The organism is Caballeronia sp. LZ008 (assembly GCF_031451435.1).
Lineage (GTDB): Bacteria > Pseudomonadota > Gammaproteobacteria > Burkholderiales > Burkholderiaceae > Caballeronia > Caballeronia zhejiangensis.
The window spans coordinates 884,248-897,338 of sequence record NZ_JARUXK010000003.1 but is presented as its reverse complement, the minus strand read 5'-3'; the positions used below and the strand labels follow the sequence as shown (position 1 = coordinate 897,338).

Here is a 13,091-nt window from a genome sequence, read left to right as displayed (position 1 = left end):
CTGTTCGTCGGCAGCAGCGCGACGCTCGCGACCGTCGGTCCGGCGGCGTGCGTGTCGTATCTCGTCGCCGGCATCGTGGTGCTGATGGTCATGCGCATGCTCGGCGAAATGGCGCTTGCCGTGCCCGGCGTCGGCTCGTTCACCGAATATGCGCGCATCGGCCTCGGCAACTGGGCCGGCTTCACGAGCGGCTGGCTGTACTGGTATTTCTGGGTGATCGTCGTCGCGGTCGAAGCGGTCGCCGGCGCGGCGATATTGCAGCGCTGGATACCCGCGCCGGTTTGGGTCATCGGCCTCGTGCTGCTGTCCGTGATGACCGTCATCAATCTGCTTTCGGTCAAGTCGTACGGCGAATTCGAGTTCTGGTTCGCGTCGATCAAAGTCGCGGCGATCATCGTGTTCCTCGCCATCGGCGCGGGCTATCTGCTCGGCTTCGGGCACGCGGGCAGCGCCGTGGCGCATCTCACCGGCAATCGCGGCTTCCTGCCGTTCGGCGCGATGTCCGTGTTCGCCGCCGTGCCGACCGTCATCTTCGCGGTCGGCGGCGCGGAAATCGCGACCATCGCCGCGGCCGAATCCGACGATCCCGCGAAAAGCGTCGCCGCGATGACGCGCTCGGTCATCCTGCGCGTCATCACGTTCTATGTCGGCTCGCTGTTCCTGATCGCGTGCATCGTGCCGTGGGGCAGCATCGTGACGGGCCACTCGCCGTTCGTCGCCGCGCTGGAGACGATGCGCATTCCCTACGCCGCCGACATCATGAACGCGATCGTGCTCGTCGCCGTGCTGTCCGCGCTGAACTCGGGCCTGTACGTGTCGTCGCGCATTCTGTTCCGTCTCGCGGAACGCGGCGATGCGCCGAAGTCGCTGCTCGAGCTCACGCCGAACAAGGTGCCGCGTCTCGCGGTGGTGCTGTCGAGCGTCGTCGGTTATGTGGCGATCGTCGCCGCGATCGTGTCGCCGCAGGGCGTGTTCCTGTTTCTCGTGAACGCATCGGGCGCGGTGATGCTGTTCGTCTATCTCGCGACGGCGCTGGCGCAAATCCGCATTCGCCGACGCATTCAACGCGAAGCGCCCGAGCGTCTCACGCTGAAGATGTGGCTCTTCCCGTGGCTGTCGTATGCCGTCGTGATCGCGATCGTCGGTGTGCTTGCGGCCATGGGCGCGGACCACGAACTGCGTCCGCAACTGATGGCGAGTCTCGCGAGCCTCGCGGCCGCATCGGCGGCGTACTTCTTCGCCGCGAAGCATCATCATCGTCATGAAGAGAGCGAATCGGCGACGGGCTTCCTGTCGCAAGACAATCGGCTCGCATGGAAGGGGCAGGACTGATGTCGAACGTGGCGATCATCGGCGCGGGGTTCATCGGCATGGCGAGCGCGGCCTGGCTCACGCGCGACGGTCACAGCGTGACGCTGTTCGATCCGTCGGGCGTGGCGCAGGGCGCGTCGTTCGGCAACGCGGGCACGTTCGCGCCATACGGATGCGTGCCGGTGAACAATCCGTCCGTATTCCGCGATATTCCGCGCTTTCTCTTCTCGAACGATAGCCCGTTCAGATTGCGCTGGCGTTATCTGCCGCAACTCGCGCCGTGGCTCGCGCGCTTTCTGATGAGCTCGCGACAAAAGAATTTCGAAGCGAGCGCACAGGCGCTGGCCGCGTTGTTGTCGCGTGCGCAGGAAGGCTATGCACTCTTGCTCGACGACGATGCCTTGAAGCGCTTCGTCAAGCCGCGCGAATGCCTTTATCTGTATTCGAGCGCGGCTTCGTTCGACGCGTCGCGCGATTCGCTGGCATTGCGCGAGAGGCTTGGCGTCGGCTTCGATGTGCTCGACAGCGGCGCGATCCGCGAACTCGAACCGCACCTCGCGCCGATTTTCGCGCGCGGCGTGCTGTTTCGCGATAGCTGGCATTTCAGCGATCCGGCGGGCTTTCTTCAGGCCTTGCACGAGCGGCTCGCCGCCCGTGGCGCGCAACTCGAACGCAAGAAGGTCGACGCGATCGAGCCGGGCGTGCAGGACGTCGCGTTGCGCGTCGAGGGCGATGCGCGCCGCTTCGATCATGTCGTCGTCGCGACGGGCGCGCGTTCGCGCGAATTCGCGCAGCAATGTGGCGATCGCGTGCCGCTCGATACCGAGCGCGGCTACCACATCCGTTATGCGTCGGCATCGAACCTCATATCGCGGCCGTGCGGCTGGGCGGAGCGCGGCTTCTATATGACGCCGATGAGCGATGGCATTCGCGTCGCGGGCACCGTCGAACTCGCCGGTTTCATCGAGGAGCGCAATCGCGCGCTGCTCGATCTCGTCACCGTATCGTCGAAGCGCGCGTTGCCCGCGCTCGGCACGCCCGATCGCGAATGGCTGGGCTTTCGTCCGACGCTGCCGGACGGCGTGCCGGTCATCGGCGCATCGAAGGCGAGCGAGCGCGTCGTGTATGCGTTCGGGCATCAGCATCTTGGCTTGACGCTCGCGGGCGTGAGCGGACGCATCGTCGCCGATCTCATCGCGCGACGTTCGCCGCCACTCGATCTCGCGAGTTATCGCGCGTCGCGTTTTCACTGAGGAGCATGAACATGAATCGCCGTATCTTTCTTTCGGGCGTGACCGCGGGCGTGCTTGCCGCGTACATGCCGATGTCGTGGGCCGCCGATCCCGAGGTCGTGAAGATCGCGTTCGTCGGACCGTTGACCGGGCCGGTTGCGCGCGTCGGCAAGGACTTGCAGTACGGCGCGCAACTCGCGATCGACGAAGAGAACGCGAAGCATCCCATCGTCGGCGGCAAGCCCGTCAAGTTCGAACTGGAGGTGTACGACGATCAGGCCGATCCGCGCGTCGCGATTCAGGTCGCGCAGAAAGCGGTGGATAGCGGCATCGTCGGCGTGATCGGGCATTACAACTCGGGATGCAGCATTCCGGCATCGACCGTCTATCACCAGGCGAATGTCGCGATGATCACGCCCGGCTCGACGAATCCGCAACTCACGAAACAGGGCTTCAAGAACGTGTTCCGCACGATGGGCCACGATGGCGTGGGCGGCGTGGTGGCGGGGCGCTTCGTCGTCGAGCAGATGAAGCCGAAGCGCATCGGCATCATCGACGATCGCACGGCGTTCGGGCAAGGTCTCGCCGATGCCTTCGAGAAGGGCGTGAAGGAAGCCAACGGCAAGGTCGTCGCGCGCGAATACACGAACGACAAGGCCGTCGATTTCCGCGCGATTCTCACGACGATGAAGAGCCAGAACGTCGATCTGATCTTCTTCGGCGGACTCGATGAACAAGGCGCGATGCTCGTCAAGCAGATGCGCTCGCTCGGCATGACGACGCAGCTCTTCGGCGCGGGCGCACTGAAGAGCAACGCGTTCCTGCAGATCGCGGGCACATCGGGCAACGGCACGCAGGACCTCGAGCCCGGTCCCGCGCTCGACAAGCTGCCTTCCGCGCAGGAGTTCGGCAAGCGCTACAAGGCACGCTTCAATCAGGATGTCGAACTATATGCGCCATTCGCCTACGATGCCGCGCTCGCGATGATCAAGGCCATTCACGATGCGAACTCGCTCGATCGCGGCAAGATCGTGGAAGCGCTCGCGAAGGTCAACGTCACTGGCGTGACCGGCAAGATTTCGTTCGATCCATATGGCGATCTCATCAAGCCTCCATACACGCTCTTTCAGGTCGAGCAAGGGCAATGGAAGAGTTTGAGGACGGTCGGCGGAAGCGGCGTATGAGCTTCAGCGAAACCGTAGGCGTTCGGACGTATCGTTTCGACGATCTCAAGACGCTATTGGCGAAAGCGAGTTCGCGACGTTCCGGCGACGAACTCGCGGGCATCGCCGCCGCGACGGAAGAAGAGCGCGCGGCGGCGAAGTTGGCGCTGTCGAGGGTGCCGTTGCGCGCGTTCATCGAAGAAGCGTTGATTCCGTACGAGGACGATGAAGTGACGCGCCTCATCATCGATGAACATTCGCGGGAGGCGTTCGCCGTCGTGTCGCATCTGACGGTCGGCGAGTTCCGCGAATGGCTGCTCGCCGATACGACCGATACCGCCGCGCTCGTCGCCGTATCGCAAGGATTGACGCCCGAGATGGTCGCGGCCGTATCGAAGCTGATGCGCAATCAGGATCTCATTCTCGCGGCGAAGAAACGTCCGGTCGTCACGCGTTTCAGGAATACCGTGGGATTGCCGGGGCACATGTCGGTGCGCCTGCAGCCGAATCATCCGACCGACGATGTGCAAGGCATCGCCGCTTCGATGATCGATGGCCTCATGTACGGCTGCGGCGACGCGATGATCGGCATCAATCCCGCATCCGACTCGCCGCAGGCCATCGGCAAATTGCTCGCGATGATGGACGCGTTCCGCGAACGCTACGACGTGCCGACGCAAACCTGCGTGCTGACACACGTGACCAACACGCTTGCGGCGATCGAACATGGCGCACCGGTCGATCTCGTGTTCCAGTCGATCGCGGGCACGCAAAAGGCGAATGCGTCGTTCGGCATCTCGCTCGCGTTGTTGCAGGAAGCGTATGAAGCGGGTTTGTCGCTGAAGCGCGGGACGGTCGGCGAGAACCTGATGTACTTCGAGACGGGACAGGGCAGCGCGTTGTCGGCGAACGCGCATCATGGCGTCGATCAGCAGACTTGCGAAGCGCGCGCCTATGCGGTCGCGCGCAAGTTCGATCCGTTTCTCGTGAATACCGTGGTCGGCTTCATCGGTCCGGAATACCTGTACGACGGCAAGCAGATCACTCGCGCCGGACTCGAAGATCATTTCTGCGCGAAGCTGCTCGGCGTGCCGATGGGTTGCGACGTCTGCTACACGAATCACGCCGAAGCCGATCAGGACGACATGGACAATCTGCTCACGCTGCTCGGCGCGGCCAACGTGAACTTCATCATGGGCGTGCCCGGCGCAGACGATGTCATGCTGAACTATCAGAGCACGTCGTTTCATGACGCGCTGTATGTGCGCGACGTGCTCGGTCTGAAGCGCGCGCCGGAGTTCGAAGCGTGGCTGCGCGCGATTCAGATCACGAATGCGCGCGGCATGCTTCAGACGCGCGCCGAGTGGCCCGCGCTGAACGACTGGATGAGGGCGTGATGAGCGTCAGCCAGAATCCGTGGAAAGCGCTGCGCCGTTTCACCGATGCGCGCATCGCGCTGGGACGCGCGGGCAACAGCGTGCCGACCGCGCCGCTGCTCGCGTTCAATCTCGCGCATGCGCAGGCGCGCGATGCGGTGCATCGGCCGCTCGATGTCTCGTCGTTGCTGGAAGAACTGGCTTCGAAGCGATTCGCATGTGCTTCGGTATGCAGCGCCGCTTCGGCACGCGATGTTTATCTCCGTCGTCCGGATCTTGGCCGCATGCTGAGCGACGACAGCGCCGCGAGTCTCGCGACCCACGCGACGGACGCGGATGTCGTGTTCGTCATCGCCGATGGACTGTCGTCGAACGCAGCGGCGACGCACGCGATACCGCTCATCGAAAGAACGATCGCGCGGCTCGACGGATGGCGCATCGGTCCGGTCGTCGTCGCGACTCAGGCGCGCGTCGCGCTCGGCGATTGCATCGGCGCGATATTGAGGGCGCGCATCGTCGCGGTGCTGATCGGTGAGAGGCCGGGGCTCAGTTCGCCCGCGAGCCTCGGCGTGTATGTGACTTACGATCCCGTGCAGGGCCGCAGCGATGCGGAGCGCAACTGCATATCGAACGTGCGTCCTGAAGGACTTGCTTACGACGCGGCCGCGTTCAAGCTCGCGTGGCTGCTGAACGAAGCGCGCACGCGCAAGCTGACGGGCGTGAGCCTCAAAGACGACAGCGCGACGACGCTGCCCGGGCGAACGATGGATCGCCTATCGGGTGCATAGCAATGGACGATGCTTCGCGTAAACCCCGTCGAAAGAAAACGCTTCACGTAAGAAACGGGTAAGCGGACGCTTTTACCTTAGTCTCCAGCGCATCGTAAACGAGGCATTCATGCAGGAGACGACGGAAATGGATCTGAAGATCGTAGAGAAAATAAAGTCGAGCGCCGCTTACGGCGAACTGGTGCGAAAGCGCTCGAAGCTCGGCTGGACGCTGACGGCACTCGTGCTGATCGTCTATTACGGCTATGTGCTGCTCATCGCATTCAATAAGGATCTGCTCGCCGCGAAGATGGGCGCGGGCGTCATGACATGGGGCATGCCGATCGGCCTGTTCGTGATCGTGTTCACGGTCGTCATCACGGGGCTGTATGTGCGCCACGCCAACAGCACGTACGACGAACTCACCGACAAGATCAAGCGGGAGGCCGCATGAAGCCGCAACGCATCGTCACGGCGGGCGCGCTTTTCGCGGCGTCCGCGAGTTCATTTGCAGCAGGCGGCGATCTCGGTCAGGCGGTCAAGCAGGCGACCAACTGGACCGCGATCTGCATGTTCATCGCGTTCGTGATCGCGACGCTCTTCATCACCAAATGGGCCGCGAAGAAGACGCGTTCCGCGGCCGAGTTCTACACGGCGGGCGGCGGCATCACGGGCTTTCAAAACGGTCTTGCGATCGCGGGCGACTTCATGTCGGCGGCGTCGTTTCTCGGCATTTCGGCGGCGGTTTATAGCAATGGCTATGACGGGCTGATCTATTCGATCGGCTTTCTCGTCGGCTGGCCGATCATCACGTTCCTGATGGCGGAGCGTCTGCGCAATCTCGGCCGCTTCACATTCGCCGATGTCGCCGCGTACCGCTTCAAGCAGACGCCGATTCGCGCGTTCGCTGCATCGGGCACGCTCGTCGTCGTCGCGTTCTATCTGATCGCGCAGATGGTCGGCGCGGGACAGCTCATCAAGCTGCTGTTCGGGCTCGAATACTGGATCGCGGTCGTGATCGTCGGCGCGCTGATGATGGTGTACGTGCTCTTCGGCGGCATGACCGCGACGACGTGGGTGCAGATCATCAAGGCGTGTTTGCTGCTTGCGGGTGCATCGTTCATGGCGTTCATGGTGCTGTGGCAATTCCACTTCAGCCCCGAGGCGCTCTTCGCGAAGGCCGTCGACGTGCACGAGAAGAAGGCGTCGATCATGGGTCCGGGCAACTTCATCAAGGATCCGATTTCGGCGATCTCGTTCGGCATCGCGCTCATGTTCGGTACGGCCGGTCTGCCGCATATCTTGATGCGTTTCTTCACCGTGCCCAACGCGAAGGAAGCGCGCAAGTCGGTGTTCTGGGCGACGACGTGGATCGGCTACTTCTACATACTCACGTTCATCATCGGCTTCGGCGCGATCGTGCTGGTGAGCACCAATCCGATGTTCAAGGATGCGGGCGGCAAGCTGCTCGGCGGCACGAACATGGCGGCGGTGCATCTCGCGAGCGCGGTCGGCGGCAACGTGTTCCTCGGCTTCATCTCGGCAGTTGCGTTTGCAACTATCCTCGCAGTGGTGGCGGGCCTGACGCTCGCGGGTGCATCGGCGGTGTCGCACGATCTCTATGCGACCGTGTTCAAGAAGGGCAAGGCGTCCAGCAAGAGCGAACTGAAGGTGTCGCGCATCACGACGATCGTGCTCGGCATCGTCGCGGTCGTGCTCGGCATCGTGTTCGAGAAGCAGAACATCGCGTTCATGGTGTCGCTCGCGTTCGCGGTCGCGGCGTCCGCCAACTTTCCGGTGCTCTTCATGTCGGTCCTGTGGCGCGGCTGCACGACGCGCGGCGCGGCAATCGGCGGCTTTCTCGGCCTGCTTTCGGCGGTCGTGATGACGGTCCTGTCCAAAGCCGTATGGGTCGATGTGTTCCACTACGCGGATGCGCCGTTCCCGTATGCATCGCCTGCGCTGTTCTCGATGGCGATCGGTTTCATCGGCATCTGGCTCTTCTCTGTAACCGATCAATCGGCGCGTGCGCGTGTCGATAAAGCAGGCTTCGAAGCGCAGACCGTGCGCTCCGAAACGGGCATCGGCGCGGTGGAGGGCGCGAGCCATTAAGGTGATGTTGAGTGAGCGGCGCGCGCAGTATTCGTATACCCGGGATGCCGCGCGCGTCCGAATGGCGAGTGGAAAATGCGTTAAGCTCGATGCACCTGATTGCACGAAGCGCCAACGCATTGGAGCGAGCCATGGAACTGCAGTGCCCCAGTCTTTTCGAACAATCGGCGTATATCGGCGGCGCGTGGATCGACAATACTTCGCTGCCGCGCGTGTCTGTCATCAATCCATCCACTAAAGAAATCATCGGCTCGGTGCCGCAGGTCACGGACGAGCAGGTGACGGAGGCCATCCAGTGCGCGCACGCGGCGCTGCAGGACTGGCGCAGCTGGAGCAGTCGCGAGCGCGCGTCGGTGCTGAGAGAGTGGGCGCGCCTCGTCGAACATCATCGCGACGATCTCGCCATCATCCTCTGCCGCGAACAAGGCAAGCCGCTGCACGAAGCGCGCTCCGAAATCACGCAGGCCGCGAATTATCTCGACTGGTTCGCCGAGGAAGCGCGCCGCATTTACGGCGACAACATTCCCGCGCCGCGACGCAATCAACGCATACGTGTGCTGCATCAGCCGATTGGCGTGTGCGGCGCAATCACGTCATGGACCTTTCCTTCGTCGATGGTTGCGCGACGCGTCGGCGCTGCGCTCGCGGCGGGCTGCACGGTCATCCATCACCCCGATCCGCAGACGCCATTCTCCGCGCTCGCGCTGTGCGTGCTCGGCGAGAACGCGGGCTTGCCGCGCGGCGTGCTCTCCGTGTTGACGGGCGAGGGCGAACCGGTTCGCAGCACGCTGCTTGCGAGCCCCGACGTGAGGAAAGTATCGTTCACCGGTTCCATCGAGGAAGGCAAGCGGCTGATGACTTTATGCGCGCCTACCGTGAAGAAGATGTCGCTCGAACTGGGGGCGAACTGTCCTTTCATCGTGTTCGACGACGCGGACATCGACCTCGCCGTGAAGGGCGCGCTCGATGCGCGGTTTCGTCATTCGGGGCAGGCGGCGATGTGCGCGAACCGCTTCTTCGTGCATGAGGACGTGTACGAGACTTTCGTCGCCAAGCTCGTGTCCAAGGTCGCGTTGCTGAAAGTGAGCGACGGGCTGGACGAGGGCGCGCAGATCGGCCCGCTTATCGGCGATGCGGCGGTGACGCGCATCGAAAGTCTCGTCGACGAAGCGGTCAGGCTCGGCGCGAAGATCGCAGCGGGCGGCTCGCGCGTCGCGCCGGGATCGAACTTCTTCAGGCCGACGGTGCTGACGAACGTCGATCCGTCGATGAGCGTATGCGGCGACGAAGTGCTCGGCCCGATTGCCAGCGTGCTGCCGTTCAGGGACGAGGACGACGTCGTCACGCTCGCGAACGATACGCGCACGGGGCTCGCGGCGTATTTCTATACCGCCGATATCAGCCGCGCATTCCGCGTCATGGAAGCGCTCGAATGCGGCGTCGTCGGCGTGAATGACAGCCTCGTGTTCAACGAAGTTGCGCCCTTCGGCGGGATCAAGGAATCGGGCATGGGGCGCGAAGGGGCATCGTCGGGAGTCGAGGAGTATCTCGAAGCGAAGTATGTCTGTTTCGGGAATCTGGAGCGGTAGGACGGCGGACGCATCACTCCGGCGGCCTCACCACCAGAATCGGCAAATGACTATGTGTAAGCACTTTCTGCGTTTCACTCCCGAGCAATAGCCCGCGAATTCCGCCGTGCCCATGCGACGCCATCACGATGAGATCGCAGTGCCGCGCTTTCGCCGTATCGAGAATCGCCTCATACGGATGCGCTCCCGTCGGCGCTTCCGTATCGCAAGCGACGCCGGCCTGGGCGGCGATACTTCGCAGATTCTCGAGATATTGCCGCGCGCGGGCCTGATCCGCGGCGTGCGCCTCATCCTGACTTGCGCCGACCATCTCGGCGCTATAAACGGTCATATGAAATGGCCGCACCATATAGAGACCGGTGATGCGCGCACTGTTCTCTTTGGCGAGCGAGACCGCCATGCGGACAGCCGCTTCGGAGAGCGCGGACCCGTCAGTGGGAACCAGCAGATGGTTGAACATGATGACGTCCTCCGGTTCTCTGGGGACATGAAAGAAACACGCGAACCGACGATTCAAGTATAGGCGAGCGCCAGAATTTCCAGCGCGAAAATCAGATCCGCGAGAATTTTCATCGTCCGCATCCGCATGGTACAAACGTTCCGGCGGTACCCCGCGCACCAGAAAAATGTGTCATCGAAAGCGACGGACAGGCGGCTTCTGTTTCGGCAGCTACGCATTCGAAGTCGATTGCTTCATGACGCGCTAGCGTCCCATCTCGGCGCTCGCTTCTTCATGCAGACGCACGGCCATGACGGGCGCTTCCGGCCCCACGTGCGATAACTTCATCAGACGCGGTTGCAGCAGCAGCGCAACGAGCCCGCTCCATCCAGTCTGATGCGACGCACCGACACCGCGCCCGTTGTCGCCATGAAAGTACTCGTGAAAGAGAATGAGATCCTGCGAGCGCGGATCGGCTTGCAGCATCGGATACGCGGCCATCACAGGACGCTTGCCTTCTTCGTCTTTCAAAAAGAGCATGCTGATGCGCCGTGAGAGATCGTCGGCGATTTCGCTCAGCGAATGAAACTTGCCCGATCCCGTCGGATGCTCGACGCGAAAATCATCGCCGTAGTAGCGATGAAACTCGTAAAGCGATTCGATCAACAAGTAATTGACCGGCATCCAGATCGGCCCGCGCCAGTTCGAATTGCCGCCGAATACGCGCGAATCCGATTCCGCGGGCAAGTACCGGATGCAGACGTTCACGCCATCATGATCGAACACATAAGGCTTGTCGCAATGCACGCGGGATAACGCGCGTACGCCATAGTCCGACAGGAACTCCGCTTGATCGAGCGTGCGGCGCAACAGCGCTTTCATGCGATGTCCGCGCAAGAGCGAAAGCAAAGTCGTGTTGCCTTTGCCAGGCTCGGTCCAGCGCGATACGAGCTTCGCAAGGTTCGGCCGATGATCGAGAAACCATACGAGGCGTTCACGCAGTCCGGGCAAGTCGCCGTACACGCTTTCCTCGAGCACATGAACGGCGAAGAGCGGAATCAGTCCGACGATCGATCGAATGCGCATGGGCACGCGCGCGCCGTTCGGCAGATGCAGTACGTCGTAGAAGAATTCGTCGCTGCCGTCCCATAGGCCGGTATTGCAGACTTCGCCGCAGCTCACGGCTTCCGCGATATACAGGAAGTGCTCGAAGAACTTCACCGCGATCTCGACATACGATTCGTTCGTCATCGCGAGTTCGAGGCCGATCTGCATGAGGTCGAGCGCGTAGGATGCCATCCATGCGGTGCCGTCGGCCTGATCGATACGTCCGCCGGTCGGCAGCGGCTGCGAGCGATCGAAGATGCCGATGTTGTCGAGGCCGAGAAATCCGCCCTGAAAGATATTGCGGTCGTCGGCGTCCTTGCGGTTGACCCACCACGCGAAGTTGAGCAGCAGCTTGTGGAACATGACCTCGAGGAACGCGTGATCGCCGATGCCGGTCATCTCGCGATCGAGCTCGAACACGCGCCATGTCGCCCATGCGTGAACGGGTGGGTTCGCATCGCCGAATGCCCATTCATAAGCGGGCAATTGCCCGTTCGGATGCATGTAGCGTTCTTTCACGAGCAACAGCAATTGCTTCTTCGCGAAGTCGGGATCGATCGTCGCGAACGCGACCGCATGGAACGCAAGGTCCCACGATGCGTACCACGGATACTCCCACTTGTCCGGCATCGATACGATGTCGCCGTTGCACATGTGCCGCCAGTCAGCATTGCGGCCATGCCGCCGTTCTTTCGGCGGCGTGGGCTGGCCCGGATCGCCGTCGTGCCAGCGCGTGACGTCGAACTGATAATACTGCTTCGTCCATAGCATGCCGGCGAGCGCCTGGCGTTGCACGAGACGCGCGTCGGCATCGTCGATATCGTGTTGCAGCGTCGCATAGAACTCGTCGGCTTCCGCTTCGCGACGCGCGAAAAGCTGGGCCAGGTCGAGCGGCGGATCGTTCGAAACCGATGCCGGACGCCAGCGCAAGTACATCACGGAACTTTCATGCGGTGAGAGTTGCAGATGCACATGCGCGGCGCAACGCGTGCCGCGATCGCGGCGTATCGCCTGTTCGTCGCCTTCGACGAGATAGTCGTTGAAGCCATCCTTGAACGGCCCCGCGCCTTCGATGCCGTATATGCGACGAACGTTCGTCTCGTTCTCGCAGAAAATCCATTCGACCGGCGCTTGCGCAGAAGCCGTGACATCCATCTCGCCATGCGACGGATTGTGCGCGATGACGCGGGCACCTTCGCGCGCATCGTGTTCGAGCTTCAGCGACGGCTTGCCCCATTTGCTCGACCACGCCCACCGGTTGCGCGCCCAGAATTGCGGCAAGAGATGAAGCGTCGCGGCTTCGTCCGCGCGATTCTCGACGGTCACGCGCATCACGATGTCATCGGGCGCGTGCTTCGCGTATTCGACATAGACGTCGAAGTAACGGTCGCAATCGAATACGCCCGTGTCGGGCAGTTCGTATTCGGGCTGATCGGGACCGCGCCGTTTGTTCTCGTCGATGAGTTGCTGATACGGATACGCATCGTGCGGATACTTGTACAGCATCTTCATGTACGAATGCGTCGGCGTGCCGTCGAGATAGAAGTACAGTTCCTTTACGTCTTCGCCGTGATTGCCTTGCTCGTTCGTGAGACCGAAAAGCCGCTCCTTGATGATCGGATCGCGGCCGTTCCACAACGCGAGCGACACGCACCAGTCGAGCGGGTCGTTGCCGAATCCCGCGATACCGTCCTCGCCCCATCGATACATGCGGCTGCGCGCATGGTCGTGCGGAAAGTAGTCCCACGCCGTGCCGTATTCGCTGTAATCCTCGCGAACGGTGCCCCATTGACGCTCGCTCAGATACGGGCCCCAGCGGCGCCACCGGTCGAGCCCGGCGCCATGCAGACGGGAGCCTTCCTTCGTTTGCAGCAGATGGATTGCGCGTAGCGGTGGCATGCGACCTCCGTTGCGGTTGCTCATCCAGCACGTTCGATGCGCGGTTTTCCGATGATAAGCGAAGTGAAAAAAAGCGCGGCGATTGCCGCGCTGCGA

At 62.4% G+C, this 13,091-nt stretch carries 10 protein-coding genes; 8 read left to right on the top strand and 2 right to left on the bottom strand.

Going from position 1 to position 13,091, the window contains the following annotated elements; all coding sequences use genetic code 11:
• The 8 genes from QCE49_RS23095 to QCE49_RS23060 form a co-directional block, all read left to right on the top strand.
• Positions 1–1,332 (top strand): amino acid permease (locus tag QCE49_RS23095; protein WP_309806481.1); only part of this gene is annotated, 1,332 nt, incomplete at its 5' end.
• Positions 1,332–2,564 (top strand): FAD-binding oxidoreductase, encoded by a 1,233-nt coding sequence (locus QCE49_RS23090; protein ID WP_008348469.1) that lies wholly within the window; start codon positions 1,332–1,334, stop codon positions 2,562–2,564. The genes QCE49_RS23095 and QCE49_RS23090, both read left to right, overlap by 1 nt.
• An 11-nt stretch (positions 2,565–2,575) precedes the next feature.
• Positions 2,576–3,727 (top strand): branched-chain amino acid ABC transporter substrate-binding protein, encoded by a 1,152-nt coding sequence (locus QCE49_RS23085; protein ID WP_250459892.1) that lies wholly within the window; start codon positions 2,576–2,578, stop codon positions 3,725–3,727.
• Entirely contained in the window at positions 3,724–5,103 is a 1,380-nt protein-coding gene (locus QCE49_RS23080) for an ethanolamine ammonia-lyase subunit EutB (protein ID WP_175981164.1), read from the top strand. The genes QCE49_RS23085 and QCE49_RS23080 overlap by 4 nt, the downstream gene beginning before the upstream one ends.
• Complete coding sequence (gene eutC, locus QCE49_RS23075) at positions 5,103–5,870, top strand: ethanolamine ammonia-lyase subunit EutC (RefSeq protein WP_250436758.1); 768 nt, start codon at positions 5,103–5,105, stop codon at positions 5,868–5,870. Before QCE49_RS23080 ends, eutC begins: the two co-directional genes overlap by 1 nt.
• Positions 5,871–5,997: 127 nt before the next feature.
• Positions 5,998–6,303, top strand: a complete 306-nt coding sequence (locus QCE49_RS23070; protein ID WP_086969236.1) for a DUF485 domain-containing protein — start codon at positions 5,998–6,000, stop codon at positions 6,301–6,303.
• Positions 6,300–7,961 (top strand): cation acetate symporter, encoded by a 1,662-nt coding sequence (locus QCE49_RS23065; protein ID WP_008348460.1) that lies wholly within the window; start codon positions 6,300–6,302, stop codon positions 7,959–7,961. The genes QCE49_RS23070 and QCE49_RS23065 overlap by 4 nt, the downstream gene beginning before the upstream one ends.
• 131 nt (positions 7,962–8,092) lie before the next feature.
• Positions 8,093–9,550, top strand: a complete 1,458-nt coding sequence (locus tag QCE49_RS23060) for an NAD-dependent succinate-semialdehyde dehydrogenase (RefSeq protein WP_008348458.1) — start codon at positions 8,093–8,095, stop codon at positions 9,548–9,550.
• A gap of 13 nt (positions 9,551–9,563) precedes the next feature.
• Here the strand turns inward: QCE49_RS23060 and QCE49_RS23055 are convergent, their stop codons facing one another.
• Positions 9,564–10,010: a universal stress protein gene (locus QCE49_RS23055; RefSeq protein WP_008348456.1), complete on the bottom strand. Its 447-nt coding sequence runs from the start codon at positions 10,008–10,010 to the stop codon at positions 9,564–9,566.
• A 243-nt stretch (positions 10,011–10,253) separates the two neighbouring features.
• Positions 10,254–12,995, bottom strand: coding sequence for an MGH1-like glycoside hydrolase domain-containing protein (locus QCE49_RS23050; protein ID WP_250436754.1), 2,742 nt, complete (start codon positions 12,993–12,995; stop codon positions 10,254–10,256).
• Between the last annotated feature and the right edge of the window lie 96 nt (positions 12,996–13,091).